At 51.9% G+C, this 25,594-nt stretch carries 23 protein-coding genes; 16 read left to right on the plus strand and 7 right to left on the minus strand.

All coding sequences use genetic code 11. From position 1 onward, the window contains the following. Nucleotides 1-458: 458 nt before the first annotated feature. A complete protein-coding gene (locus tag HMPREF3093_RS09270) occupies nt 459-1,898 on the minus strand; it encodes an aspartate kinase (RefSeq protein ID WP_218970176.1) in 1,440 nt (479 codons plus the stop codon). Between the two features lie 159 nt (nt 1,899-2,057). On the opposite strand from HMPREF3093_RS09270, the gene HMPREF3093_RS09275 reads away from it, so the two are divergent. Together HMPREF3093_RS09275 and thrB are read left to right on the plus strand one after the other, a co-directional pair. Continuing rightward, the gene (locus HMPREF3093_RS09275) at nt 2,058-3,254 is read left to right on the plus strand and encodes a homoserine dehydrogenase (protein ID WP_070756794.1); all 1,197 of its coding nucleotides are present in this window, start codon (nt 2,058-2,060) and stop codon (nt 3,252-3,254) included. Between the two features lie 12 nt (nt 3,255-3,266). Further along, the gene (gene thrB / locus HMPREF3093_RS09280; RefSeq protein ID WP_070756796.1) at nt 3,267-4,151 is read left to right on the plus strand and encodes a homoserine kinase; all 885 of its coding nucleotides are present in this window, start codon (nt 3,267-3,269) and stop codon (nt 4,149-4,151) included. 45 nt (nt 4,152-4,196) lie between these two features. On the opposite strand, the gene HMPREF3093_RS09285 is transcribed toward thrB, so the two are convergent. Next, entirely contained in the window at nt 4,197-4,784 is a 588-nt protein-coding gene (locus tag HMPREF3093_RS09285; RefSeq protein WP_070756798.1) for a hypothetical protein, read from the minus strand. A 25-nt stretch (nt 4,785-4,809) separates the two neighbouring features. Continuing rightward, a complete protein-coding gene (locus HMPREF3093_RS09290) occupies nt 4,810-5,829 on the minus strand; it encodes a YeiH family protein (RefSeq protein ID WP_070756801.1) in 1,020 nt (339 codons plus the stop codon). A 146-nt stretch (nt 5,830-5,975) separates the two neighbouring features. Between HMPREF3093_RS09290 and HMPREF3093_RS09295 the strand changes: the two genes are divergently transcribed. The 3 genes from HMPREF3093_RS09295 to HMPREF3093_RS09305 all read left to right on the plus strand — a co-directional run bounded on the left by HMPREF3093_RS09295 (nt 5,976) and on the right by HMPREF3093_RS09305 (nt 9,667). Next, complete coding sequence (locus tag HMPREF3093_RS09295; RefSeq protein WP_070756803.1) at nt 5,976-6,659, plus strand: NAD(P)H-dependent oxidoreductase; 684 nt, start codon at nt 5,976-5,978, stop codon at nt 6,657-6,659. A 54-nt stretch (nt 6,660-6,713) separates the two neighbouring features. Next, entirely contained in the window at nt 6,714-8,471 is a 1,758-nt protein-coding gene (locus HMPREF3093_RS09300) for a hypothetical protein (protein WP_083316347.1), read from the plus strand. 122 nt (nt 8,472-8,593) lie between these two features. After that, complete coding sequence (locus HMPREF3093_RS09305) at nt 8,594-9,667, plus strand: hypothetical protein (protein WP_070756807.1); 1,074 nt, start codon at nt 8,594-8,596, stop codon at nt 9,665-9,667. A 37-nt stretch (nt 9,668-9,704) separates the two neighbouring features. Here the strand turns inward: HMPREF3093_RS09305 and HMPREF3093_RS09310 are convergent, their stop codons facing one another. The 3 genes from HMPREF3093_RS09310 to HMPREF3093_RS09320 all read right to left on the minus strand — a co-directional run bounded on the left by HMPREF3093_RS09310 (nt 9,705) and on the right by HMPREF3093_RS09320 (nt 12,374). Next, nucleotides 9,705-10,742, minus strand: coding sequence for a sensor histidine kinase (locus HMPREF3093_RS09310; RefSeq protein WP_070756809.1), 1,038 nt, complete (start codon nt 10,740-10,742; stop codon nt 9,705-9,707). Continuing rightward, nucleotides 10,739-11,434 (minus strand): response regulator transcription factor, encoded by a 696-nt coding sequence (locus HMPREF3093_RS09315; RefSeq protein WP_070756811.1) that lies wholly within the window; start codon nt 11,432-11,434, stop codon nt 10,739-10,741. The genes HMPREF3093_RS09310 and HMPREF3093_RS09315 overlap by 4 nt, the downstream gene beginning before the upstream one ends. A gap of 172 nt (nt 11,435-11,606) precedes the next feature. Continuing rightward, complete coding sequence (locus tag HMPREF3093_RS09320) at nt 11,607-12,374, minus strand: DM13 domain-containing protein (protein ID WP_070756813.1); 768 nt, start codon at nt 12,372-12,374, stop codon at nt 11,607-11,609. A gap of 200 nt (nt 12,375-12,574) precedes the next feature. Here HMPREF3093_RS09320 and HMPREF3093_RS09325 point away from each other — a divergent pair, with 200 nt between their 5' ends. The 10 genes from HMPREF3093_RS09325 (at nt 12,575) to HMPREF3093_RS09370 (ending at nt 21,836) form a co-directional block, all read left to right on the plus strand. Beyond that, nucleotides 12,575-13,087 carry a hypothetical protein gene (locus HMPREF3093_RS09325; protein ID WP_070756815.1) on the plus strand — a complete coding sequence of 171 codons (513 nt, stop codon included), beginning with the start codon at nt 12,575-12,577 and terminating at the stop codon, nt 13,085-13,087. 127 nt (nt 13,088-13,214) lie between these two features. Further along, on the plus strand, nt 13,215-13,733 hold the full coding sequence (locus HMPREF3093_RS09330) for a hypothetical protein (RefSeq protein ID WP_070756817.1): 519 nt from the start codon (nt 13,215-13,217) through the stop codon (nt 13,731-13,733). Between the two features lie 5 nt (nt 13,734-13,738). Beyond that, entirely contained in the window at nt 13,739-14,263 is a 525-nt protein-coding gene (locus tag HMPREF3093_RS09335; RefSeq protein WP_070756819.1) for a hypothetical protein, read from the plus strand. Beyond that, nucleotides 14,253-14,750: a hypothetical protein gene (locus HMPREF3093_RS09340; RefSeq protein ID WP_023392387.1), complete on the plus strand. Its 498-nt coding sequence runs from the start codon at nt 14,253-14,255 to the stop codon at nt 14,748-14,750. Before HMPREF3093_RS09335 ends, HMPREF3093_RS09340 begins: the two co-directional genes overlap by 11 nt. A 205-nt stretch (nt 14,751-14,955) precedes the next feature. After that, a complete protein-coding gene (locus HMPREF3093_RS09345) occupies nt 14,956-16,455 on the plus strand; it encodes a manganese-dependent arylsulfatase (protein ID WP_070756821.1) in 1,500 nt (499 codons plus the stop codon). Between the two features lie 2 nt (nt 16,456-16,457). Then, nucleotides 16,458-17,306: a formylglycine-generating enzyme family protein gene (locus tag HMPREF3093_RS09350; RefSeq protein ID WP_070756823.1), complete on the plus strand. Its 849-nt coding sequence runs from the start codon at nt 16,458-16,460 to the stop codon at nt 17,304-17,306. A gap of 171 nt (nt 17,307-17,477) precedes the next feature. Further along, complete coding sequence (gene murQ / locus HMPREF3093_RS09355) at nt 17,478-18,419, plus strand: N-acetylmuramic acid 6-phosphate etherase (RefSeq protein WP_070756825.1); 942 nt, start codon at nt 17,478-17,480, stop codon at nt 18,417-18,419. Then, nucleotides 18,416-19,837 (plus strand): PTS transporter subunit EIIC, encoded by a 1,422-nt coding sequence (locus HMPREF3093_RS09360; protein ID WP_070756827.1) that lies wholly within the window; start codon nt 18,416-18,418, stop codon nt 19,835-19,837. The genes murQ and HMPREF3093_RS09360 overlap by 4 nt, the downstream gene beginning before the upstream one ends. Beyond that, the gene (locus HMPREF3093_RS09365; protein WP_070756829.1) at nt 19,834-20,862 is read left to right on the plus strand and encodes a MupG family TIM beta-alpha barrel fold protein; all 1,029 of its coding nucleotides are present in this window, start codon (nt 19,834-19,836) and stop codon (nt 20,860-20,862) included. Before HMPREF3093_RS09360 ends, HMPREF3093_RS09365 begins: the two co-directional genes overlap by 4 nt. A gap of 311 nt (nt 20,863-21,173) precedes the next feature. Continuing rightward, nucleotides 21,174-21,836, plus strand: a complete 663-nt coding sequence (locus HMPREF3093_RS09370; RefSeq protein WP_070756831.1) for a redox-sensing transcriptional repressor Rex — start codon at nt 21,174-21,176, stop codon at nt 21,834-21,836. A gap of 49 nt (nt 21,837-21,885) precedes the next feature. Here HMPREF3093_RS09370 and HMPREF3093_RS09375 read toward each other — a convergent pair whose 3' ends face one another. After that, entirely contained in the window at nt 21,886-22,296 is a 411-nt protein-coding gene (locus HMPREF3093_RS09375) for a (deoxy)nucleoside triphosphate pyrophosphohydrolase (protein ID WP_070756833.1), read from the minus strand. Nucleotides 22,297-22,626: 330 nt separating this feature from the next. On the opposite strand from HMPREF3093_RS09375, the gene HMPREF3093_RS09380 reads away from it, so the two are divergent. Beyond that, nucleotides 22,627-25,299 (plus strand): cation-translocating P-type ATPase, encoded by a 2,673-nt coding sequence (locus HMPREF3093_RS09380; RefSeq protein ID WP_070756835.1) that lies wholly within the window; start codon nt 22,627-22,629, stop codon nt 25,297-25,299. The last annotated feature ends 295 nt before the right edge of the window (nt 25,300-25,594 follow it).

A 25,594-nucleotide genomic window follows, 5' to 3' on the forward strand; every position in this document is an offset into this window, starting at 1 on the left:
TTACACAATTATAGGGACTTAATCGGAAAAGGACGGTTTGCGCCGAAATATGGGGAGCTAGTGGACCACTCCGTCGAGTGGACCACTAGCTCTGGCATTTAGGCCAGAAAAGAGCGGTTTGTGCCGAAATATGGGGAGCCAGTGGCCCACTCTATCGAGTGGACCACTAGCTCTGGCATTTAGGCCAGAAAAGAGCGGTTTGCGCCGAAATATGGGGAGCCAGTGGTCCACTTTGTCGAGTGGACCACTAGCTCGAGCATTTAGGCCGGAAAAGTGCGGTTTGCGCCGAAATATGGGGAGCCAGTGGTCCACTCTTTCGAGTGGACCACTAGCTCGGGACTTTAGGCCAGAAAAAGTCTGATTTACGCCAAAAATGTGTGCGAGCCGCCAAGATCAACCCAAATCCACACAAAAAGTGCAGTTCAGGACCTGAACTGCACTTTTCTCATTTATCTGACTTATTCTCCTTGTGCGGCAGCGGCTAGGGTAGCTAGGGCTTCGCGTGGGAAGTAGGCTTGGTAGAGGCCTTGGAGGGCGATGTCTTCGTCTTCGGCCTTGATCATGAAGAGCATGCTGATTTCAGATGCGCCTTGGCTGATCATGCGGATGTTAATGTGGTTATCAGCGAAAGTCCGGCTGGCTGCGGCTGCCACCCCGACATTTTCCCGCATGGCTTCCCCGACGATGGCGAAGATGCAGAGGTCGTCTTCCACTTGGATGGAGTCTGGGTTGAGCTTGTCCTGAATGGTCTCTAGGATGCCTGCCAAATGCTCGGACGATTGGATATTAGCCGAGCGAATAACCAGGGAGATGCTGTCGATGCCTGAAGGCACGTGTTCGACTGGCACGCCGGCTTCCTCGAAGAAGCGGATGGCGCGGCGCATGAAGCCCATTTCCCGGTTGAGTAGGTACTTGCTGATGGAGATGGCGGTAAAGCCGGTTGCCGAGCTGACCCCGGTCACTGGATAGCGAGGATCTAGCTCCTTCTTGGAGACAATCTTGGTGCCGGCGATTTCCGGCTGGTTGGTGTTGCGAATCATGACGGGAATGTCATTGCGGTAGACAGGTTCTAGGGCTTCCTCATGGAAAATCCCGAAGCCGGCATAGGATAGCTCTCGCATTTCGCTATAGGTAATCTCCTTAATGGGGTGGGGGCGTGCGATTTTGCCCGGATGCATGGAGTAGATAAAGGACTCGTCGGTGTAGTTCTCGTAGAGGTCGGCGCCTAAGCCGTTGGCGATGATCGCCCCGGAAATATCGGAGCCCCCACGGGAGAAGGTCACGATGTCGCCGCCCTTGGAGTAGCCGAAGAAGCCGGGAATAATAAGGACGCCAGCCCGGTCGCGGAGTTTGGCGATTTGGGCGTAGGACTCGTCAAAGAGGCGGGCATTAGAGGGCTCATCCGTCACTAAAATGCCGGCTTCCTTAGGCGACACATAGTGGGCGTCAAGGCCCAGGCTGACTAGGTAGTGGCTGACCACTTGGGCGTTGAAATCCTCGCCGCAAGCCTTGAGGGCATCCAGCAGGCGCTCAGGCTCCTGAATATCGGCCATGTAGCCATTTAGGATATCTTCAAAATAAGCCAAAAGCTCTGTCGACAGGCCCAACTCGATCAGGATGCTGGCATAGCGGTCCAGCACCTTTTGACGGGCTTCAGCCACTGGCTCAGCCTGCAATAGGGTATCCGTTTGGTGGCCTACTTGGCCTGCCACTGCCTGCACCGCGTCGAAGAGGGCGATGAGTAGGTCGGTGACCTTAATGTCCTCAGCGAAACGCTTGCCTGGGGCGCTGACGACGACGGCTTTAATTTCTGGTTTGCCTTGGATGATGGCGGCTACCTTCTTAATCTGGCCGGCGTTGGCCAGGGAGGAGCCTCCGAATTTTGCTACAATCATCATATCTATCCATCCTTCTATCAGATTGGCGCTAGAGCCTAACAGTTACTATGATACACTATATTTTGCCCAAACGATATACTTTCTTATGAAATTTACTTGAAAAAACAGGCCATTCCCACTAAACTTAGAGGAGTAGAATTGAAATGGAGGCGAGCAGGAATGAAAATCGCATTATGTGGTATCGGTACGGTAGGTGGCGGGGTCGTTAAGGTCTTAGCTGAGAACCAAGCCCAATTCCAAGCAAAATATAAAGAAGAACTAGTCATCAGCCATGTTCTGACCCGGGATCCCGACAAGGTGGACCGTCTGGGCTTAGAATCAGCAGTCTTCACCGATCGGGTAGAAGATATTTATGAAGCAGACATCGACCTCGTGGTGGAAGTCATGGGGGGCGTAGACTTTGCCTATCAAGTCATCCGTCAGTCCCTGAGCCAAGGCCGTCACGTGGTCACTGCCAACAAGGATCTGCTAGCCCTCCACATTGATGAGCTGCAAGCCCTAGCCAATGAAAAGGGCGTCAGCCTGCTCTATGAAGCCAGTGTAGCCGGTGGGATCCCCATTATTAACGGGGTCCAAGTAGGCCTAGCAGCCAACCAAATTTCTGGCGTCATGGGGATTCTCAATGGGACCACTAACTACATGCTTAGCCACATGACTCAAGACGGCTGGACCTATGACCATGCCCTGTCTGTTGCTCAAGAAAAGGGCTATGCCGAAGCCGACCCAACCAATGATGTGGGTGGTTTTGACGCGGCGCGTAAGATTACCCTCTTGTCTCGTCTAGCTTATGACACCCGCGTGGACTTCCATCAAGTCAGCGTCAAGGGGATTGACACAGTAGATGCCAGCGACATCGCCATTGCGGCGCAAGCGGGCTACACCATGAAGCTCTTGGGTAAGAGCACCAAGACAGCGGCCGGCATTCAAGTCGGGGTAGAGCCTGTCCTCTTGCCAAACGCCCATCCTTTATCTGGTGTCTCTGAAGCCTTCAATGCCGTCTATGTAGAAGGGAATGCCGTAGGTCAAACCATGTTCTGGGGGCCAGGTGCCGGTAGTCTGGAGACCGCTTCTGCTGTAGTATCAGACATATTGCAAATTGCCGACCGTGGCTTTATTCCGGCTGTCTTGCCAAGTCAAGAATTAGCCATTGTCAGCCAGGAAGCACCGGCTTGCTACTACCTACGTTTTGACGCGCCAGCTAGCCATGTTCGCGCTGTCCTCCAAACCTTAGAAATCGGCTACTTAACCTTGGCTGAATCGCCAGGCTTGACCATTAAGACCGAAGCCATCAGCCCAGCAGTCTTGGCTAAGTTAGAAGCCAATGCTACTGTGGTAGCCCGCTACCTCATGGTCTAGGAGGCGGAATTCATGGTATGGCAAAAGGATTTTCCTGCCTCTAGTGCCAACTTGGGACCGGGCTTTGACTCCATTGGGATTGCGGTTGACCGCTATCTGACGGTGACTGCCCGTCCGGCTGAGCGCTGGCAGGTGGATTTTGAGACCGACTTTATGGCTGGCCTGCCCCAGGATGAGACTAACCTAGTAGTGGCAGTGGCCCTGGAAACGGCGGCCCGCTACGGTAAGACCTTAGCGCCCCTGCATTTGACCATGAAGAGTCAGATTCCTTTGACCCATGGCATGGGCAGCTCGGCCTCAGCCATTGTGGCCGGCATTGAGCTAGCCAATGATTTTGCTGACTTGGGTCTGTCGACCTTCGATAAGGTGCGCCTGGCCAGTGCCAAGGAAGGCCACCCCGACAATGTGGGGGCATGCATCACCGGTGGTCTATTCGTTGGCTACTATGAGCCGGAGACGGATCAACTCTTCTATCAAGTAGGCAACTTGGAAGGGGTCGGGGTCATTATTTCCACTCCAGCCTATGAGTTGTCGACGGCGGCAGCCCGCAGTGTCTTGCCTGAGGTCTACTCCAAGCCGGATTCCATTGCACAGAATGCTCTGACCAGTGTCATGTTAATGGCCATGATGCAGGGCGATTACCCGACCATGGGTCAACTCATGATGCAAGACAAGTTCCATGAACCTTACCGTCAGTCTCTAATCGCAGAGTTTCCGGCGGTTAAGACTACGGCTCTTGAAAAGGGCGCCTATGCCACCGTCATTTCGGGGGCGGGGCCTAGCATTTTGACCCTCTGCCCTCAGGAGCGAGTGGCCGACATTCTGGCGGCGCTTGAGGCTGCGGTAGACTGTCAGCACCAAGTGGTGTCGGTTCTGCCAGCCTTGGCAGACAAATAATATGAAAAAAGAGTCCAGCTCAGCTGGGCTCTTTCTTGTGTGAACTTATTTTTTGTGACTGACATCTTGGACCTGGGGCGCAAGCGCCTTAAGGTCGGTTAAGAAGCTAGCTAGGGCACGTTCGCGGTCGCCTGTCTGTCGGCCTAGGTCCCGCATTTCCTTGTGACCAGCCAGGTCGCGGCAGTAGACTAGGAGATGAGCTTCCTTGAGGTGGCGGCTGACGGGGACCTTTTGCACCTGGTAGCCCACGGCGGCGATTTGCTTGAGGGGGCAAATATAGAGGCCTTGGGCGGTGATGACTAGGTGGTCCTTGTAGCAATAGAGGCCTAGATCTTCATCCCCTACCTGAGCCTGGCGACTGAGTCGACTCCAGTCGTCGGCCAGTTCGGGATAGTGGCGGTAGAGGCTGTCATAGTCGCTCAAGATGCGTCGTCTCTTGCGCCAAGCATAATAGCAGAAGTAGCCCCCAATCCAAATGAGTAGGGCTGACATGGCCTGGGCAATCCAGAGGGCATGCTGATAGTCACTTAGCATGAGGCTAGTGATATAAGAAAGGCCGAAGAGGCCGCTGGCCAGGAGGGGCAGGCCGGGCAGTAGGGTCAAGAAGAGATCAACTTTATCGCGATGCTTCAAGGTCCTCATCCTTTCGCTGCTTGTCTTAAGAATAGAAGAAATGAATGGCTAGGCTAGCCGTAGCAATGACCAGGGCCCAACAGAGGCCCCCTAGCAAGATGGACTGGCTACCGGCCCGGCGCAACTGTCTGAGATCAACGGCCAAGCCCACCCCGGCTAGGGCCGCAATCATGGTCAGACGGGCTAGCAACTTGAAGCCGTCTAGCAGCCAAGCAGGTAGAGGCAGGAGGGAGCTAGCCAGGACCGCCAAGAGGAAGTAGGCGATGAAGCTAGGAAAGAGGCGACGGGCTTGTGCCCACAAGCTGACTTGAGCCCCTTGGCCGTCAGCCAATTGAGCGCTTGCTTGCTTATAGCGGGCGCCAACCAGGCCTAGGCAGACCGGCACAATGAGTAGGGTCCGGGCCATCTTGACGATGGTAGCGGTAGTGCCGGCAGCCTCACTAAAGGCGAAGCCAGCGGCCACGACCGAAGAGGTATCGTTAATGGCAGCCCCGGAGAAGAGGCCGAAGCTTTGGTCGCCATAGCCCAACCAAGCCCCTAAGAGAGGGAAGAGGAAGAGGGCAAGGGTATTATAGAGGAAGATGGTGGTGATGGCGAAGGCAATCTCCGAGTCCTCAGCCTCCACAATAGGCGCAGCGGCGGCAATGGCCGAGCCCCCACAAATGGCCGTTCCCATACCCACTAAGAGGGCTGAACGCGACTCAATGCCCATCCAACGACCTAGGTAACGGGCGCTCAAGAGGGCCACCGCCACGACGGGAATCAAGACCAGGTAGACCTTGAGGCCCACTGCTTGTAACTTGGCAAAGGACAAGCCAAAGCCTAAAAAGACAATGCCGATTTTGAGCAGTTGGCCGCTAATTTGCTTGGCCGGTTTGGTCGAGGCAGGGGGACGCCAGGCGGACAGGGCCATACCCAGTACAATGGCCAGCATGGAAGCCCCCAGGGCTGGCACCAGGCTTTCAATGGCATAGGCCAGGGCAGTAATAATCAGAATCTTGGCCCAGCTGGCCCACTTGCTGTCAGAAATCTTAAAAAATGTCATGGTTGAGATCGCTCCTTTGTCATCTTCTAGTATAACAAAGTCCCGCCCCGCGCGCTAGTTGGGCAAGGCCTAGAAGAAAGCGTTTGTCTAGACTTAAGGGGACCAGTGGACTATACTAAAACAAAAGCCTAGAGAGGATGTATGCCATGACACAAGAAGCCATTCAAGAACAAATTCGTCAAGCCCTGGACCATCGGGTAGCCGTACGGGTCTATGATGCCAGTCGCCATATTTCCCGTCAGGATATGGACGTCATTCTAGACGCTGCCTGGCTCAGCCCTTCTTCAGTTGGCCTGGAAGGTTGGCGCTTTTTGGTCTTAGACCGGGACCAAATTCAAGCCATCCGGCCTGACCTCCAACCCCTAGCCTGGGGTGCCCAACCACAATTGGACACCGCCAGCCATTTTGTTATCCTCCTAGCGGAGAAGAATGCCCGCTATGACGGTCCTTCTATTCGGGCCAGCCTCATTCGTCGCGGCCTGACTTCTGACCAGGATCTTAATAGTCGTTTGACCCTCTATGAAACCTTCCAAACCCAACACATGCGTCTGGATAGTCCGCGGGCCCTCTTTGACTGGACGGGTAAGCAGACCTATATCGCCCTAGCCAATATGATGTTGACTGCTAGCTTGCTGGGCATTGATTCCTGCCCAATCGAAGGCTTCGATTATGAGGCGGTCAATGCCTTACTCGCTGCCAAAGGTTGGTTGGATCCGGAGCGCGAAGGGGTGGCTAGCATGTTGTCCCTGGGTTACCGTCTCAAGGACCCTAAACATCCCCGTAGCCGTAAACCACGCCAGGAAGTCATTTGCTGGCTAGGTGACAAGTAAATCTTCCCCCCATTAATTTTCTCCAGCCCTTAATAAGTGAAAGGACTGAATGATATGACCCTATCGAGAAAAATGAAACTAAGCGCCCTGACCTTACTTTGTGCCAATCTGCTGGCTAGCCAAGTGTCGGTGCTAGCCCAAGAGGCCAATAACCAAGAAGCGTCGAGCCAAGAAACGGCTACTGTCGGCCAATACAGCTTAGCCTTTGACAATGCGGCTTGGCAATACGATGAAATCAATGATATCTACTGGCAAGTCGGCGTGGTCTATGTCGCCAACCCTGCGTCCTTGGACTATGAGACCCTGGGGATTTATGTGCCGGGTGCCTATTTAGAGGGAAGTGCCAATGGCGATGGGACCTATACTGCCAGCGTCAAGTCTGACGCCCAAGTGGGCCAATTTACCGCTGCGACTGCTCCTTATGTCCTACCGGTTAACACGCCGGGTTTTAATGCCTCTCAGGCACCAACCTGGCTTGCTGACGGCATTGCCAACTATACCCAGGCCGGGATGATTTATCTGCAACCTGGTATTCGTGGCCGTGACAACACCACCGATAGCCAGGGCCAAGAAGTAGTGGGCGGTGCACCATGGGGCGTCACCGATCTTAAGGCCGCTATCCGTTATGTTCGTTATAACAAGGATGTCCTGCCAGGTGACACCGACAAGATTGTGAGTTTTGGCCATAGTGGCGGTGGGGCTCAGTCTGCTATCCTAGGGGCTAGTGGGGATTCGACCCTCTACAATCCTTACTTGGAAGCCTTAGGGGCAGCCATGAAGGACAAGGAAGGCAACCCAATTTCCGATGCACCTTATGGGACTATGACTTGGAGTCCCATTACCAGCTTGGATTATGCGGATGCTGCCTATGAATGGAACCTGGGTCAGTTCGCTGACAGCAATACGCGGGCAGAGGGTACCTTTACCCAGGCCTTATCCCAAGACTTGGCCAAGGAATATGCCAACTATATCAATCAGCTAGGCCTCAAACATGAAGGCCAAGCCTTGACCCTGGCAGAATCCAGTGAGGGGATTTATACCCAAGGCTCCTATGCCACTTATCTAGAAGGGGTCGTCAATCAATCCCTCAATAACTTCCTAGCCGATACCAGCTTCCCTTATACCAGCGATGGTGCTGGTCCGGGTGGATCGACAGAATCTGTCACCTATGAGACGGCTCAAGCCTATATTGATAGCTTGAATGCTGAGACCCAATGGGTAACTTATGATGCGGCCGCCAATAGGGCTAAGATTTCCAGCCTGGCGGATTTCGCCAAGTATGTTAAGACGGCCAGCAAGTCTGTGCCTGCCTTCGATGCCTTGGACCGTAGCCTAGCGGAGAATGCGGTCTTCGGGGTAGCGGATGCCAATGAGCTTCACTTTGACCAGCTAGTGGCCCGCCTGCTCAAGAATAATCAGGCCAAGTATGAGAGCTTGACCGACTGGAACAGCCAGTATGTGACGGATTTTGAGTCTGACTTGGCTAAGACCGATAGTCTGGGTAAGACCATTGCAGAACGTCAGGACCTCTACAATCCAATGTTCTATCTGACGTCCGCTTATTCTGGCTACCAAACCTCTAAACCAGCACCTCACTGGCGGATTCGTTCCGGCCTTAGCCAAGGAGACACGGCCTTAACGGTGGAAACCAACCTGGCTCTAGCCCTGGAGAATCAAGCTAATGGGGCTGTCAAATCAGTGGACTTTGCGACGGTATGGGGGCAAGGTAATACCACAGCTGAACGGACCGGCCATGCGTCGGCTAACTTCATCCAATGGGTGCAAGAAATTGTAGCCCAAGACGCCAACTAAGTATTAAGCAAGCCCTCGGCCTAGTCTAGACTGGCCCAAGGGGTTTGTTTGTTTTTGGCTACTTTGTTATAATAAGGGAGACAAGATAGCAGTCCAATGGATGAGATGGAGGATGATGTGACGTGAAGAGAAGTCTCAAATACTTACTTGTTTCTAGCCTGCTAGCCAATAGCTTGGCCCTCAGTCTGCCCGGTTTCCAGAGTCAGGCGACAAGTAGCAGTGAATCGTCTACTAGTCAGCATTCGGGTTTTGGAGAGACCTCAGAAGCTTGGTCGGACCACGATTGTGACCAATTCTCGCGGGCGGATATCCTAAAAGCAGTGCGCCAAAGCCGCGATCGTTTGACCTCAGTGGCCCTTAAGGGCTCTTCAGGGGATAAAAACGCCAGCTCTAATTATCAAGCAGCCTATCGTTATGAAGCCAAGACTGGCAAGGTCCTCCAGGGTTATTTGGATTATAGTCGGGGGATTGAACATATGGAGGTCTACTATCTGGGGGACACCAACCAGAACTATTACCTCTATACAGAACAGACTAACAAATGGTCTGCCATCCAGATGCCCGAGGATTTTCGCTTGCGACCTAACTACCGTCTCATGCTAGACTGGATTCTGGACCATGAGGCCGACTTCCAGTTTGAAGAAGGTCCCCACGATTATCGTCTTAAGGTCCTAGAACGTGACTTTGAATTGTCAGACTTTACGTCTAAGACTTTGGGAATCACCTTAGTACCTGAAGACACCCCAGTAGAAGATATCTATAACTATATGGAAGTTCGCTTCAGCAAGGACGACTTCCAAATGACCAGTCTCAATTACCGTTGCCTGGATCCGTCCGGTGAGGTGCAGGGCCAATTTGAATTCTTTGGCTTCAATCAATTAGAGGCTGAAGATTTCCGCTTGCCTGAGGGGGCGGAGGTGGACAGTGAGCTATCTGGCTCTAGCCAGCAAGATTGGTCTTCCTCTGATGAGACCGAATCCCGTCAGCAGCGGGAGTCCGAGTCCTCTGGAGAAAACCGCCCCCTGCCGCCTGGTGCTGTCTACCATGACCATGACCACAAGGCTTGGAGCTCACTTCTTGCTTATGCCCAAGAGGGTGTCTATGAGCTAGTCTCACTTAAATGGCTGACTTGGGAGCCGGTCAGTCGCCTCTCTAGCCACTTGACCTGGCGAACTCATCAACTATTTAGACCATAAGAAAAAGGCCAGGGTTTTCCTGGCCTTTTTGCTATGGCTATAGTGGAAGCCATAAGCTGAAGTGGCTGCCTTGGTTGACTTGACTGGTGACCGTAATTTGGCCCCCTAGTTGTTGGGCCAGAGTTTGGCTGATGTAGAGTCCCAGGCCGGCGCCACCCGTCTCCCGATTACGGGACTGTTCGACCCGATAGAGGCGGTCAAAGATATGAGGCAGGTCCTGGGCGGGAATGCCCATGCCTTGATCAATGATATGGAAGCCGATTCCTTGAGCTTCTTTTTGGATATGAAGTTGAATGCGACTCTGCTCTGGCGAGTACTTGCTGGCGTTCTCCAAGAGATTGAGGAGGATACGGGATAGTTTGTCACCATCTGTCTGGATGGTCTCTAGCTCTGGCGCTAGTTTGACCTCAAGTTCTTGTTTCTTCTGTTGACAATGGGGTTGGATGCTAGTTAGCAGATGAATGAGAAAATCGTCCAGTTGGAGGGTCTGGACTTGGATTTGGCTAGCTTGCTGATTGGCTTGCTTCTCCATGAGGCCAACTTCCATGAGTTGCTGGGTCAGGGTCTTGAGTCGGTCGATTTGATGGGCCATGGCCTGCCAGAGGGCTTGCATTTCATCTTCTGACACCATCTGATCTTCTAGCGCTTCCACTTGATGCTGGAGAGCGGTCAGGGGCGTCTTGATATCGTGACCTAGGCTAGCCATGAGCTGGGTCTTGTCCTGCTCGCTTTGGCTGAGGGCCTGGAAACTTTGGTTGAGGTCTTGGATCATGAGGTTGATGTTAGCCGTCAGCGAGGCCAGTTCAGCCGGTGATTTAATGGTCTGAACTGGTTGGAAATCCTGGTCGGCCACCCGTCTCACATCTCGGCTCAGTTGCTGCAGGGATTTGACGCTGGGCTGAAGTAGGCAGAAGCCCACTAGGGCCCCTAGCAAATTAGCCCCTAAGGTCATCCAGATAATGATATAGGCCACGTTAGGAGAGACTAACATTTGCTGCAGGCCCCACCAGACCAGCAGGAGGGCGCAGAGTGTGGAAGTAAGAAAGGCCAGGAAGACAAGTGAACGCAGCTTCATGACGGGTCACCTCCTAAGCGATAGCCCAATCCCCAGACTGTCTCAATCTTAGGGTAGGGACGCTGACCTGCTAACTTGGCTAATTTATCGCGCAAGGAGTGGATATGGACATTGAGGGTGTTGGCATCTTCCATATAATCGGTCTCCCAAATCTTGAGGAAGAGTTCTGATTTAGCAAAGACCCGGCCGGGATTTTTGAGGAAGAGGGCCAGGAGCTGGAATTCTTTGAGTGAGAGTTGCAAGGGCTGGTCGTAGAGCGTGACGCGATGCTGGCCTTCATCGATGGAAAAGGGCGCATAGCTTAAGACCGACTGCCCCGCTTGCTTGGGCTGGATGCGACGCAAGAGATTCTTGACCCGCAAGGTGAGCTCCCGAGGGCTAAAGGGTTTGGTCAGGTAGTCGTCGGCCCCTAGGGTCAGGGAATAGATGCGATCGACCGCCTGATCCTTGGCCGTGATGAAGATAAAAGGCTGGTCTTCGCGTAATTGCAAGACGGCATCAATGAAGTCATAACCATCCATTTGGGGCATCATAATGTCCGTGATAATCAGATCAACGGCTTGAGCCCGGTAGTGGTCTAAGGCTTCCTGACCATTCGTAGCGGTCGTGACTTGATAGCCTTCCTTACTTAAGTAGCGGGTGACGATATCCAGGATGGCTGGCTCGTCGTCAACTAGGAGGATGTGGGTCATAAGGACCCTCCTTTCGATTAATGACTGAAATCAAAACCTACCTGATAGAGGCAGGGGCAATGCCATTATAGCATAGCTTGAGAGGGGAAGGGGTCAGTGACGCTTGCAGGCCTTATGCCCAAAGCACTTCAACCACCTGAAAGGACTTCAGGTGGTTGGGATGCTCGAAAGCTTATTTAAGGTCAGCTTGACCGAAGACTTCATGCGCTTCAACACAGTAGATTAAGACCTTGTTGTAGCCGTCTGCCTTCAAACCATTCAGGTCGTAGCTTTGTTCCATCATGTCACTGTCTACCGCACCGACTTCAACGGCTGTCTCTAATTTGCCGTCTTTGCTAAGGAGAACGTGGAGGTCAGGAGCCTTGTCGCTCTTGAAGTTGCTCAGTTTGAGTTGGTTCTTCTCGATGCTAACAGAACCCATAACCATCTTGCCATTGGCGCCCATGAGTTCGCCCATACGTTTCATGGCTTGGTCCATGGCCCCGTCAGAAAACTTGGTCAACATGGCAGAACCGAAGGTTTCATTGACTTTGTCGCAGTGGATGGTGAGGGTGTTGTATTGACTGAGGTCGACTTTGTCCAATTTGTAGCCTTGGATGGCACCCTTGGCATCGACCTTGCCTAATTTAAGGCCATGTTCTACATCGCCATCCTTGGTTAGGTAGGCATTGAGGTCAGGGGCTTCATCACTTGAAAAGCCGGTTAGCACTACTTCCTTAGCGGTGACCTTGGCCATGCCCATGACCTTGTGTTTACCTTGACCCATCAATTGGCCGACAAGGGCTTGATTCATTTCGTCTTTTTGCTTATCTTCTGGCATTTGGCTAGAGCTTGCGCTGCTTTCCTCAGCTAAGACCACTTGGGATAAGCTGCCGGCCCCAAGGCCTAGACTTAGTAAGGCAACAAGGCTGAGTTTGGTTAGTGTGTGTTTGGTTGACATGGAAATCACTCCTTGGATTTATTTGATGACCTTACTATAGCGGGTGAAACTGAAGACTTGTTGAAACAACTATTAAGTCTTTCTTAACTTGTCGCTAACTATTTATTAAATTTGAGCCCCTTGACCGCTAGGCAAATGGAGCCAGGCTTTTCAAGGGCTCCTTGCTAAGTTATAATGAAAGGACTAGAAAGGGTGAAAACATGCAAGTTAGACAGAATGATGAAGCCAATCACTTACTATTTGAAGGCAAGGTTCGGGTCAGCCATATCTTTGGGGTGCGCTTCTTAGGCGGCCTCCTCATGGCCTTGGTCATGTTCGGTGGTTTTATCCTCAGCCTACACTTGTTGCAAGCAGTGGGCTTGTGGCAGGAGGACCTGAAAGGTTGGAGCGTGGCTTCCTTCATAATCTCGGGTATCTTGATTTGGATGCTGGGTGACTGGCTCCACAATAAGTTGTGGGAGCGATCAGTTCGTATCTTGGACCTAGGCGACCAAGTCTGCTTACAAGTTGGCCGTGACCAGGCCTACTATAAGTGGCAGACCCTCCGTAAGGTCAGAGCCTATCGCTTCTATTCTAGACGTGGTCAGGTCAGCACCTATAACCTAGTCTTGGTCTTTGAGGGTCGCACCTACCGTTTCTCTTCATCGGATAAGAGTATGGTGGCCCTGAGCCAGCTAGGTCAAGCCCTCCAGGCTTATCTAAAGCAGGGATAAGCCATTAGAAGTAGCAGGTCAGGCCTTGTGCCTGGCCTTTTCTTATGGGATTCTTTCCGAGAAGAATCAGGCTTCTCAAGTCCTGCCTACTAAGTTATAATGAGAAGACAAGGAAGGGTGAGATAAGATGCAATATCGAAATTCGAATAGAGAGGAAAAGCTACTCTTTGAGGGAAAGCTTCGGGTCAGCTATCTGTTTGGCCTACGTTTCTATAGCGGTGTTGTCATCGCCATCCTCATGGCCTTCTTATTTGCCTATGGCATACATTGGCTCATCACTTGGGGACTAATGAATCGGGACTTGCAGAAATGGAGCGTTGCCTATGTGCTAGTTACAGCACTTCTGAGCTTGGGCTTGGGTTTCTGGCTCTATGATTGGATCTGGAAGCGGGCGGTGCGTATTGTGGACTTGGGGACTCAAGTCTTGGTGCAAGTAGGTAGCCGAGTGGATTGCTATGACTGGCGGGAGCTCCGCCGTGTCAAGCCATCCCAGCTTCGCAATAAATCACGTCGCCTAGTCGTGGTTAGCCTAGTCTTGGTCTTTGAGGAACGCACCTACCGCTTGTCTTCATCCGATAAGACCATGGGCGCTCTGCTGGAGCTGGGTCAAGAGTTTCAGGTCTATTTAGATCAGAGAGGGGCCTAGCTGGTATGATTATTGCTAAAAGCAAGCCCCTGGCTCCAGGCCAAGAAGACCTAGTAGTGGCCTTGGATTGTCGGGTGTCTTATTTTTGGGGCGCCAAGGCCCTATCCTTCCTTCTCATCTACTCTATCTTGACGCCTGTGAGCCTAGACTTGGCCAAGAGATTCAACTTGAACCCTAGGAGTTGGCTAGCTGTTTTGATCTTCCTAGGGGCAGTCATTCTGGGCTGGTTGCTCTACAATAGCCTATGGAAACGTTCAGTCACCCTCTACAATCGGGGCCAAAGTCTGGAAATCCTGATTAACCACAAGCTCTATCGCTATGATTGGACTAGCCTGCGTCGTGTCAAGACTTTCATCGCACCCAAACGTCATGGTGGAATCTTCAGCAAGACGGCAGTCCTCAAATTTCATGGCCGCAGCTTCTACCTGACCTCAGATGACCAGGTAGCTAAGCTAGAGTGGCTGATTCAATATTTAGAAAAGGGCCTGAAGCGAGCCCAAAAAGGAGGCCTAGGCCAAAATGACAAGTAAAAACAAGTATCTACTGAATAAAGTCAAGTTAAGGGTCAGTCGCTTTGTCGGCCAACGCTTGCTCTCTATTCTGGTCTTGCTAGGTCTAGCACAACTAGGCATCAAGGACCTTGTCAATTTCTTGTTGGACTTGGACCTCTACCCGCGCGATAATCAATATGGACCCTTATTGTTCGTTGTGTTACTGCTCCTACTATTTTTCCTGGCCAATGCCTTCTATAATTTTCTCTGGACGCGAACCGTTACCATAGAAGATTTGGGGGACAAGGTTCGGATTGAGCTGGGTAGCCGACATTATCTCTTGCCATGGTCTAGCTTGCGCAAGGTGCGTTTGGATCGAACCACCAATCGGGGTAAGTTGGTCAGCGTGGACTTAATCTTAGTCTTTGAAAGCCGCTCTTTCCGCCTGACCAAGGACCAGCCCCTAGCCCCGCTCAGTGACTTGGAAGCTTATATGCAAGCCAAGTTAAAAAAAGCAAAATCTTAAGATGAGAGCCTGACCCAGAGTCAGGCTTTTTGCTTGGCCAAAATCTTAAGCTAGAGATAGGCTCAAGTTTGGCCCTGCTTTATAATTTTTGTTAATATTTTCATCTTTTTTAGTAGAAGATAGGCAATTTGATGCCAGAGGGTGTATAATGAAAGCGAAGACAGGTCGTTGATCATGCGACCGAATGAGGAGGGACTCCACTACCATGACCAACAGCAAGCAACGCCCCAATGTGGTGCTTATTGTCGTCGACCAGATGCGGGCCGACGCCTTAGGGATTAACCAGGGGCCTGATTTTCTCTCAACCCCAACCTTAGATATGATGGCCAGCCAAGGTTATAATTTCGTCAATGCCTATTCGCCGGTGCCCTCCTGTGTGCCGGCTCGGGCAGCTCTCTTGACTGGCTTGGACCAGGCCAATTCAGGACGGGTGGGCTACGAAGACCAAATGCCTTGGAATTTCACCCAGACCCTGCCCCAGACCTTCCGGGATGCCGGCTACCAAACCCAATGTATCGGCAAGATGCACGTCTACCCAGCCCGCAAGCGTCTGGGCTTTGACCATGTGACCCTGCACGACGGCTACCTCCATGTCGATCGCCACTATGATGGGGCTTATGGGGCTTCCTTTGAACAGTCCAGTGACTATCTCAAATTCCTCAAGGCCCAGTTGGGGCCTCAAGCCGATCTCATGGACGACGGCCTCAATTGTAATTCCTGGATGGCCCGGCCTTGGCCTTATGCAGAGGCTCTCCATCCAAGCAACTGGCTGGTGACCGAAGCTATTGAATTCCTCAAGACCAAGGATCCAACTGTGCCTTTCTTCCTCAAGTTGTCCTTTGAGAAGCCACATTCGCCTTTTAATCCGCCTCAGTATTATTTCGATATGTATTATCAACTCTTGGGCCAGGAATGGGATCGCCATCTAGGGGATTGGGAGCAGCTAGTGGATGCTGTTCCTAGCATTGATAGTAAAAAAGGGCGCCTCAAGCCCGACGATCAACGGCGCTTGCTGGCAGGCTACTATGGCTTGGTGACCCATCTGGACCATCAGATTAGTCGCTTCCTGACGGCTTTGGAAGAGTTCGGCCATGCTCAGGATACTCTCTTCTGGTTTGTCTCTGACCATGGCGACCAACTAGGGGAGCATGACCTCTTCCGCAAAGGTTATCCTTATCAAGGTAGCATCCAAATTCCTTCCTTTATCTATGATCCTGGCCATCTGATTGCCGCCCACCATCATACTATTCCGCAGCTGGTTAAGATTCAAGACATCTTCCCATCCTTGGTAGACCTGGTCTTGGGCCAGCAAGTGGCCACGGACGGTCGCAGCGTGCGCCAGCTCTTGCTTGGTCAAATTGACGGCTGGCGGACCGATATCCATGGGGAACATGTTCTAGGCCAAGATTCCAGTCAATTTGTCCTCAATGAACGTTATAAGTTAATCTGGTATCCGGTTCAGGATCGTTATCAACTCTTCGACTATGTGGCCGATCCTTATGAGCAGGTCAATCTCTATGGGCAAGAAGCCTATGAGCCTGTAGTACTGGAGTTGACTCAGAAGCTGGTTGCCTATTTAACCAATCGTGAAGAAGGCTTTGTTGAGGATGGACGTCTAGTGGCGCGGCCCCTGTCAGCCCTAGTGACCACCTTGGCAGCCGCCCGACGCGGGGATGTCATGGGCTATCCTCGTCAGGAGGGCTAATTATGGAATGGGTTGATTTACCAGCAGGGCACTTCCAAATGGGGGCGCCCCTAGGACAAGGTTTTGTAGAAGACTATGAGGCACCTGCCGTTTCTATGCAAGTAGCAGCCTTCTCTGTGGCCACTACGCCTGTCACTAACCAGGAATTTGCTGAATTTGTGGCGGCCACTGGCTACCAGACCATTGCCAGTCGGACGGGAGGCTCCCTGGTTTTTGAAGCCCTCCTGTCAGAAGACCTAGAAGCCAAGGCTCCTCGCGTGCCGGGCACGCCTTGGTGGCGGGTAGTGGCGGGCGCCGACTGGCTCCATCCTTTTGGACCTGAAGGCCCCCTTGCCACAGACGTCTTGGCTGACCACCCGGTGGTCCATGTTTCCTTGGCCGATGCCCTGGCCTACTGTCAGTGGGCGGGGGTGACTTTGCCGACGGAAGCCCAGTGGGAGTATGCGGCTCGGGCTGGCCAGACCACTACCTTTCCTTGGGGCCAGGAGCTAGAAGCCGATGGGTGCTATCATGCCAATACCTGGCAGGGGGACTTTCCTGGTTTTAATAGCCAGGCGGACGGCTACTTAGGGACGGCCCCGGTCAAGACCTACGCCCCTAATGACTGGGGTCTCTATCAGGTCATCGGCAATGTCTGGGAATGGTGCGCCAATCCCCGCTATCAACTTTTGCAGGACTTTAAGCAGGCCCAGCCTCTTCCAAGCCTAGCTGACTTGAAAGGAGAGTACGCCATTCGCGGCGGTTCCTTCCTCTGTCACGCTTCCTACTGCCAACGCTATCGCCTAGGTGCCCGCAATGGGGCGGATGCCTTGGTGACGGCCAGCCATATTGGTTTCCGTTGTATCAAATAAGCTGTCACAAGACCTCTAAGTTTGAGGGGTCTTGTGGCATTTTTTGTCTTCTAAGATAAGACAGAGCAAGAATTGTTGTAATACAAGAAATGTCTTGACAAAAAGCTAGACAGCGCCTTGTAATGCGCTTACATAAGGGGTATAATAAGCTTGTAGGAAGGAGGAACTACTATGGAACTAGGCAAGTTAGCAACAGAACAAGCCAACCCCCTGTCGCAGGCCATTGAGACCCTGTCAGTGGCCGAAATCACCCAGCGCATGAATCAAGAAGATCAAGGAGTCCCCTTAGCCGTCAGGCAATCCTTGCCAGAGATTAATGCCTTTATAGAAGCCCTGGTACCAGTTATGGCTCAAGGCGGTCGCCTCTTTTATATAGGGGCAGGAACTTCAGGCCGACTAGGTCTCTTGGATGCCTCGGAATGTCCCCCAACCTTTGGCGTCGCCCCTGATCGAGTCCAAGCCCTGATGGCTGGTGGCTTAGAGGCCATGACCCAGGCCGTTGAAGGGGCGGAAGACGACCAAGCAGCAGCGGTCCAGGACTTGGCCGCCCTCGAACTATCAGCCAAAGATGCCTTAGTCGGTATCGCAGCCTCAGGCCGCACCCCCTATGTGGTGGCTGCTTTACGTTATGCTAAGGAGCAGGGCGCTTTGACGGCAAGTCTAGCCTGTGTGGAAGACGCTGAAATCAGCCAGTGGGCAGATTATCCAATCGAAATTCCGGTGGGGCCAGAAATTATTGCTGGTTCTAGCCGACTCAAGGCGGGGACAGCGCAAAAGTTGGTGCTCAATATGATTTCCACCACTGCCATGATTCAATTAGGTAAGGTCTATCAAGGTTACATGGTCGATGTCCAAGCCACCAACCAGAAATTGATTGACCGCGCCCATCGTATTATTGCCGCCACAAGCGGTTTGTCCTTGGAACAGGCAGCGACTTATTTTCAAGCAGCCCAGGGCCAGGTCAAATGCGCCATCCTCATGGCCTTAACGGGATGTGATTTGGCGGGTGCTCAAGCCCTTTTGGCTGATAATCAAGATCACATTGCCCAGGCTATCCAAGCCAGCCAGCAATCAGTAAATAAGCAAGATCAAATTAAGGAGGTATTACCATGAATGATTTAGCAAGTCGAATTCTATCCCTAGTGGGAGGCAAGGACAATGTCCTGGCCAATGCAACCTGTATGACGCGTCTGCGCCTGACCCTGCGCGATCTATCCCTAGTGGACCAAGAGGCCCTCAGGCAAGTGGAAGGGGTCATGGGCCTAGTCGTCCAAGACCAAGTGCAAGTTATCCTAGGACCGGGCAAGGTCAATCAAGTTGGGTCAGCCTTTGCCCAATTAACAGGCCTCAGTCTGGGCTATGAAGAGCTAGCAGCAGACCAAGTGGCTAAGGCCAACAAAGACCAGCAAAAGGCTAAGTATGACAAGCCCCTGCAACGCTTCTTGCAACGGATTGCCAATATCTTCATTCCTTTACTGCCGGGAATTATTGCAGCCGGTATGATTAATGGGATTGCCAATGTCATCAATGTCTCCAACCAGAATGCCTGGGCCGGCGAATGGTGGTTCCAAGCCATTCGGACCATGGGGTGGGCCCTTTTCGCCTTCTTGCCAATCTATGTGGGCATGAATGCGGCCAAAGAATTCAAGGGTAGTGCTGTTCTGGGTGGCATGGCCGGGGCATTGTCCGTGGCGGTTCCAAGCATGCCCCTCTTGGCTAAGGTGGCAGATGCGCCAATTCTTCTGCCAATAACTAATAAGGCCTTCTCACCAGGGGCTGGTGGGCTCCTAGCCGCCCTCTTTATGGGGATTTTCTTCGCCTACCTAGAGCGGGCCATTCGTCGTATCATGCCCGATCTTTTGGACACCTTCTTCACGCCACTCCTAACCGTCGTAGTCGGGGTGCTGGTATCGGTCATTGTCATTCAACCGCTGGCTGCTCTGGTTACGGACGGGATTTATGCTAGTTTAGATTACTTCTATACCCAATTGGGTGCCCTCGGTGGCTTCATCCTCTCCGTTGGCTTCTTACCACTGGTTTCTGTGGGGCTCCACCAAGCCTTAACGCCAATTCATACCATGTTGAATAATCCGCAAGGCCCAACGGCCGGGGTCAACTATCTCTTGCCAATTCTTATGATGGCAGGGGGCGGTCAAGTCGGTGCGGGTCTGGCCCTCTACCTCAAATCACGCAACAAACGTCTGAGACAATTGACTCGCGACTCCTTGCCAGTCGGCATTCTGGGGATTGGCGAACCCATGATGTACGCCGTGACTTTACCTCTAGGTAAACCATTTATTACGGCCTGCTTGGGTTCAGGTCTGGGGGGTGTCCTAGCGGTCCTCTTCCATCTAGGGGCTGTCTCCCAAGGGGTATCCGGTCTCTTCGGCTTGCTGATTATGGTGCCGGGCACACAAATCTCCTATGTCATCGCCATGCTGGGGGCTTATCTAGGTGGCTTTGTCTTGACCTGGTTCTTCGGGGTGGATGAAGCTCGGATTGCTCAAGTCTATGGTGGCGATTCACAATGAAAGGACAAGTAGTCGGCTTTTCCTTCTATAGTAATCAGTCGCTAGACGACAATCTGGCTCGGATTGCTCGTTTTAGTCAGCAGGGCTTTGGCTATGCCTTTACCAGTCTTAACCTAAGCCCTCACTATAAGCCGGCTGAGCTAGACCTAATCATGGCGGCCTGCCATGAAAAAGGAATCCAGGTCATGGCGGATATTAATGAGGCCAGCCTGGATCGTTATGGCCTGGACCGTCTACAAGCCTGGGGCTTTGGCTCCTTACGAGTAGATGCCGGACTAACTCCCCAGCAGATGGCCGTCCTGAGCCAGTCCAGTCACCTGGTCCTTAATGCTTCGACCCTTACGGGGCCCTTACTAGAAGAATTAGCTCAAGCAGGGGTCGATTTGAGCCGGGTCTGGGCCGCTCATAACTATTATCCCAAGGTCTATAGCGGCCTCAGCCAGACCTATGTCCTGGCCCAAAATCAAAGACTGCATGCCTTAGGCATTCCTTGTCTAGCCTTCGTCAGTGGCCAGGTAGCTAGGGGCCCTTACTTTGATGGCCTCTGTACAGTCGAGCAGACCCGCCAGTGGCCAAGTCAGCAGGCAGCTCTTTATCTCCTGTCACAATGCCAAGTAGACCGGGTCTACATAGGGGATTGTGATGTCAGCCAAGATCAACTGAGACGCCTGGCCAGTCTTAATGAGGGTCTAGTAGAGTTACGGGCCCAGGCTCCGCAAGCCTTGCTAGATCAAGTCTGGTCCAATCGGCCGGATGCCAGTGATTGGGTCATTCGGGCCTCGGAAACCCGCCAAGCCTTGCGCGGGCAAGAAGTGGTAGGCCAGTCTGGCCCTCGCCAGCGAGGGGACCTAGTTCTGGGACGGGCCAACTACGGTAGCTATGCCAATGAACTGGAAATTTGCCTGACAGACTTGCCAGCGGATGACCGTCAAGCCATTGTCGGTCAAGTGGCTAGCTCAGATCTAGGCCTCCTGGACTATATTCGGGGCGACTGGTCTCGCTTTCGTTTGTCACTGAGCGAATAAAACAACCCCTATTGTGGCTAGCATATGGCCATAATGGGGGTTGAATATTTAAGGAAAAATGACGAAGTGAAAAGGTTTGCACTATGAGAAGTTCTCTCATCGTAGCCTGAGTCACATAAAGATTCTTATTTGAAGTTTGTGTTATCACGTAAATGAAAGCGTATAAAGGCAGGAGTGCGACAATTATTACTGAACTATAATAATTGTATTAAGTTCACCCCTAAATAATGGAGTCTAGTCAAATATGATGATATACTAAAGATATCGACTGGAGAATAATCGAAATATTTTTATGTGAAAGAAGTGATCAAATGCGTAGAGAAATACCAAAAGCAACTGTGAACCGGCTTCCTATTTACCATCGTTATTTACGATTTTTACAGAATGCCGGTAAGAAGCGGATCTCATCTACTGAACTCAGTGATGCGGTGAAAGTAGACAGTGCGACCATTCGTCGTGACTTCTCATACTTTGGCGCCTTGGGCAAACGGGGCTATGGCTATGATGTTGATTACTTATTAGACTTCTTCACCAAGACCCTGAACCAAGATCGTCTGACATCGGTTGCTCTCATCGGGGTAGGGAATCTGGGGAATGCGCTCCTGCATTATAACTTCCGCAAGAATAATAATGTGAGAATCGGGGCAGCCTTCGAAGTAGACCCTAAATTGATTGGGACCATTCAATCAGGAGTTCCTGTCTATTCCATTGATGAATTGTCAGAACAATTAGAAGCCCAAGGAATTGAAATTGCGCTCTTGACCGTACCGCAAGAAGAGGCAGCAGAAGCTGTAGAACGTTTGGTGGCAGCAGGCATCAAAGGGATTCTCAACTTCACGCCATTGCGTTTCGATGTGCCAAGTCATGTTCGTATGCAACATGTGGACTTAACCAATGAGTTGCAAACCTTGATTTATTTCATCGACAGCAACATGCATCAGCATGATGACTTTGTTGATTTCCGCAGACATTAAAATAAAGGCGACTAGGACTGGGTCCTGGTCGCCTTTGTTTTGTCTATCTCTATAGGGAGGAGCCTTCTTGGGTCAGTAGCTGAGCCGCTGGAATATCGACGGGAGCCCAGTCTAGGCTCATGAGGTCTTGGGGCTGGACCCAACGGCTAGCCTGGTGCTCGAGCAGGGTCAGACTGCCAGATAGAATCTTAGCCTTGTAGACTGCTAGCTGGATAGTGGCGAATTCATAGGCGTACTCTGCTGTCGTCACCCAGTCACCGACTTCAATTTCAAGGGTCAGTTCTTCCTTAATTTCCCGTGCCAGAGCTTGGGCTTCTGTCTCGCCAGCTTCTAGCTTGCCGCCGGGAAATTCCCAGAGTCCGGCTAGGCTCATTTCTTGGCCACGCTGTAGGCAGAGGACCTGGCCATCTTGGATAATGGCGGCACCTACTACACGAATGATTTTGCCTGTCTTTGTCATGTCAATCCCTCCACTTTTCTTCACTTCTATCCTAGCGCGTCCGGTCTCAATCGTCAAGATCGCCGCTTTTGTCAAAGCCAAAATAGCAAGTGTTTTTTTCTTGCTTTTTTGGCAGCTTATCTCTATAATAGTAAGAGTAATATAACCATTGACTTCATAAGGGAGTAACTAGAGCCTAGCTCGTTGGTATCAACAAATATGTAGCATCTGCTGCTGGTACTGACTGAAATAGTGAGACTTATGCTGATTCACTCGTTGGGTGGCGGCATAGGTCTTTTTTTACAAGCTGGGGCGGCCAGTATGAAGGAATGGATCAAATAGGAGGTTACTATGTTAACAAAATTATCAGCCTATAACCAAGAGGCGCAAGCCGTCATTGACAGCTTAGAAAGCCATGTTGAGACGGGCTTGACAGCTGCAGTGGCTGCGCAACGCTTGGAAGAGTTCGGTCCTAATGAACTCAAGGCCGAAGCTCATTCAACCCTCTTGCAGAAGTTTATTGAGCAATTCAAGGACTTCATGATTATCATCCTCGTGATTGCGGCGGCTGTCTCCTTCGTGGCCAGCCACGAGTGGCACGACGCGGTCATCATTCTCCTAGTGGTGGTGCTTAACGCCATTATGGGGGTAGTCCAAGAAGCCAAGGCTGAAGAAGCCATTGACGCCCTCAAGGAAATGGCTTCACCTGACGCCCGTGTCCGCCGTGATGGCAATGTCATGACCGTTAAGTCTCATGACTTGGTGCCAGGCGATATCGTCTTATTGGAAGCTGGAGATATTGTACCAGCGGATATGCGTTTGATTGAAGCCAACTCACTCAAGGTTGAAGAAGCAGCCTTGACTGGGGAATCGGTGCCAGTTGATAAGGACATCAGCGTGATTGCAGAAGAAGGTGCCGGGATTGGGGACCGCCATAACATGGTCTTCTCTAGCACCAATGTGACTTACGGTCGTGCCTTAGCCATTGTAACGGCAACCGGGATGAATACCGAAGTCGGCCATATCGCCAGCATGTTAGCCAGTGCTGAGAAAACCAAGACCCCATTGCAACGCGACCAAGACCGTTTGGGTAAGACCTTGACTATTATGATCTTAGTCATTGCGGCTGTGACCTTCATCGTTGGTTTGTTGCGTGGCCGTCAGATTCCCGACATGCTCTTAGTGTCTATCTCCTTGGCCGTGGCTGCCATCCCTGAAGGCTTGCCAGCCATTTCAACCATTATCCTCTCTATCGGGACTCAAACTATGGCAGACCGTAAGGCCTTGGTTCGGACCTTGCCTGCCGTTGAGACCTTGGGTGGGACCCAAATTATCTGTTCCGATAAGACGGGGACCTTGACCCTTAACAAGATGACCATTGAAAAAGCCTACTATGATGGGGTTCTCCACAATGCCTCTGAAGACTTAGATTTAGATTTACCGCTCTTACGTTCCATTGTTTTGGCTAACGACACGGAAGTGGACGCCGAAGGTAATTTGATTGGGGATCCAACCGAAACTGCCATGGTTAAGTTTGCCTTAGACAAGGGCTATCCTTTGGCTGAACGCTTGGCTAGCTTCCCACGGGTGGGCGAGATTCCATTTGACTCTACCCGTAAATTGATGACGACAGTCCACCCGCTAGCGGATGGTCGCTACCTGGTAGCCACCAAAGGGGCGCCAGACCAATTGCTCAAACGCTGCCTTCATAAGGACTTTGGCGGCCAGGTGACCGACTTGACCGATGTTGATCGCCAAGCCATCTTGACCGAAAATACAGGCATGGCGCGTCAAGCCTTACGTGTCTTGGCAGGGGCTTATAAGATTATTGATCAATTGCCTAGCAAGTTCGAATCTGAGGAATTAGAACATGACTTAATCTTTGCTGGTTTAGTCGGTATGATTGACCCTGAGCGTCAAGAAGCCGCGGATGCTATTGCTGTAGCCAAAGGGGCCGGCATGCGGACCGTCATGATTACTGGTGACCACGCTGAAACCGCGCAAGCTATTGCGGAACGTCTAGGTATCTTGAATCCAAACGAAGACAACCACCATCACGTCATGACCGGGGCCGAACTTGACGCTATTTCTGATCAAGCATTAGAAGCGCGTGTTCAAGACTTGTCAGTCTACGCCCGTGTATCGCCTGAGCACAAGGTGCGCATTATCAAGGCATGGCAGTCTAAAGGTAAGACCGTGTCCATGACCGGGGACGGGGTCAACGATGCGCCTTCCCTCAAGCAAGCAGATATCGGGGTCGGCATGGGGATTACCGGGACCGAAGTGTCCAAGGGTGCCTCTGACATGGTCCTAGCAGACGATAACTTCGAAACCATCGTCGTGGCGGTTGAAGAAGGGCGTAAGGTCTTCGCCAATATCCAGAAGGCTGTCCAATATCTCTTGTCAGCTAACTTGGGTGAGGTCATTACCCTCTTCGTAGCTACCTTATTAGGTTGGACTATCTTGCAACCTGTTCATATCTTATGGATAAACTTAGTGACAGACGTCTTCCCAGCCATTGCTTTGGGGATGGAAAAAGCCGAGCCAGATGTGATGAATCGTCCGCCACGGACTAAGGAGTCTAGCTTCTTATCTAATGGCATCTTGCCAAGTATCCTCTACCAAGGGATCTTGGAAAGTGCGCTGACCCTCTTCATCTACTGGTTAGCTCGTCAATGGTACCACCAAGAAAACTTGGCCGAAACCATGGCCTTTGCGACCTTAGGTTTGATTCAACTCTTCCATGCTTTCAACGTCAAGTATGTCTTCACTTCTCTCTTCACAGGGAAAGCCTTCGATAACAAGTTCCTTAACGGCGCAGCCCTCTTGTCGGCTGTCATGTTACTAGGCGTTATCGTTATTCCAGGCATCAACGACTTCTTCGACGTGACCGCGCCTACCTTGCCACAATGGGGCTTGGTACTAGCTGTATCCTTCAGCATCATCGTGCTAGTCGAACTCATCAAGTGGGGCCTACGCACTAGTGGCCTAGCTGACAAGTTAAGCAAACAAGAAACCAAATAAGCATTGGACCTGCCACCTCTGACTTAGCTCAGAGGTGGCTTTTTTGTTGAAGTGCCCAGACAAAGGCGCCAAAACAGCCCGAAAGGAGGTAAAAAAAGCGCGTCACGTCGCATTGGGAACCCGCCATGACGCGTTGGGCCTCCAACACGACGTGGCTCGAGATCCAAGGGTCCAAATCCCCCAAAAAGAGAGCAAAACGAGTGCGCCACGTCGCATAGGGAGCCCGCCATGTCGTGTTGGGCCTCCAACACGACGTGGCTCGAGCCCAAGGGTCCGAATCCCCCCGAAAGAGAGC

It is taken from the genome of Abiotrophia sp. HMSC24B09 (genome assembly GCF_001815865.1).
Lineage (GTDB): Bacteria > Bacillota > Bacilli > Lactobacillales > Aerococcaceae > Abiotrophia.

Coding starts and splice junctions, on each gene's coding strand:
- HMPREF3093_RS09375 (WP_070756833.1), bottom strand. CDS start 22,296: ATGACAAAGACAGGCAAAATCATTCGTGTAGTAGGTGCCGCCATTATC.
- HMPREF3093_RS09345 (WP_070756821.1), top strand. CDS start 14,956: ATGACCAACAGCAAGCAACGCCCCAATGTGGTGCTTATTGTCGTCGAC.
- HMPREF3093_RS09290 (WP_070756801.1), bottom strand. CDS start 5,829: ATGACATTTTTTAAGATTTCTGACAGCAAGTGGGCCAGCTGGGCCAAG.
- HMPREF3093_RS09300 (WP_083316347.1), top strand. CDS start 6,714: ATGACCCTATCGAGAAAAATGAAACTAAGCGCCCTGACCTTACTTTGT.
- HMPREF3093_RS09310 (WP_070756809.1), bottom strand. CDS start 10,742: ATGAAGCTGCGTTCACTTGTCTTCCTGGCCTTTCTTACTTCCACACTC.
- HMPREF3093_RS09380 (WP_070756835.1), top strand. CDS start 22,627: ATGTTAACAAAATTATCAGCCTATAACCAAGAGGCGCAAGCCGTCATT.
- HMPREF3093_RS09270 (WP_218970176.1), bottom strand. CDS start 1,898: ATGATGATTGTAGCAAAATTCGGAGGCTCCTCCCTGGCCAACGCCGGC.
- thrB (WP_070756796.1), top strand. CDS start 3,267: ATGGTATGGCAAAAGGATTTTCCTGCCTCTAGTGCCAACTTGGGACCG.
- murQ (WP_070756825.1), top strand. CDS start 17,478: ATGGAACTAGGCAAGTTAGCAACAGAACAAGCCAACCCCCTGTCGCAG.
- HMPREF3093_RS09370 (WP_070756831.1), top strand. CDS start 21,174: ATGCGTAGAGAAATACCAAAAGCAACTGTGAACCGGCTTCCTATTTAC.
- HMPREF3093_RS09320 (WP_070756813.1), bottom strand. CDS start 12,374: ATGTCAACCAAACACACACTAACCAAACTCAGCCTTGTTGCCTTACTA.
- HMPREF3093_RS09295 (WP_070756803.1), top strand. CDS start 5,976: ATGACACAAGAAGCCATTCAAGAACAAATTCGTCAAGCCCTGGACCAT.
- HMPREF3093_RS09315 (WP_070756811.1), bottom strand. CDS start 11,434: ATGACCCACATCCTCCTAGTTGACGACGAGCCAGCCATCCTGGATATC.
- HMPREF3093_RS09360 (WP_070756827.1), top strand. CDS start 18,416: ATGAATGATTTAGCAAGTCGAATTCTATCCCTAGTGGGAGGCAAGGAC.
- HMPREF3093_RS09325 (WP_070756815.1), top strand. CDS start 12,575: ATGCAAGTTAGACAGAATGATGAAGCCAATCACTTACTATTTGAAGGC.
- HMPREF3093_RS09350 (WP_070756823.1), top strand. CDS start 16,458: ATGGAATGGGTTGATTTACCAGCAGGGCACTTCCAAATGGGGGCGCCC.
- HMPREF3093_RS09335 (WP_070756819.1), top strand. CDS start 13,739: ATGATTATTGCTAAAAGCAAGCCCCTGGCTCCAGGCCAAGAAGACCTA.
- HMPREF3093_RS09365 (WP_070756829.1), top strand. CDS start 19,834: ATGAAAGGACAAGTAGTCGGCTTTTCCTTCTATAGTAATCAGTCGCTA.
- HMPREF3093_RS09340 (WP_023392387.1), top strand. CDS start 14,253: ATGACAAGTAAAAACAAGTATCTACTGAATAAAGTCAAGTTAAGGGTC.
- HMPREF3093_RS09330 (WP_070756817.1), top strand. CDS start 13,215: ATGCAATATCGAAATTCGAATAGAGAGGAAAAGCTACTCTTTGAGGGA.
- HMPREF3093_RS09275 (WP_070756794.1), top strand. CDS start 2,058: ATGAAAATCGCATTATGTGGTATCGGTACGGTAGGTGGCGGGGTCGTT.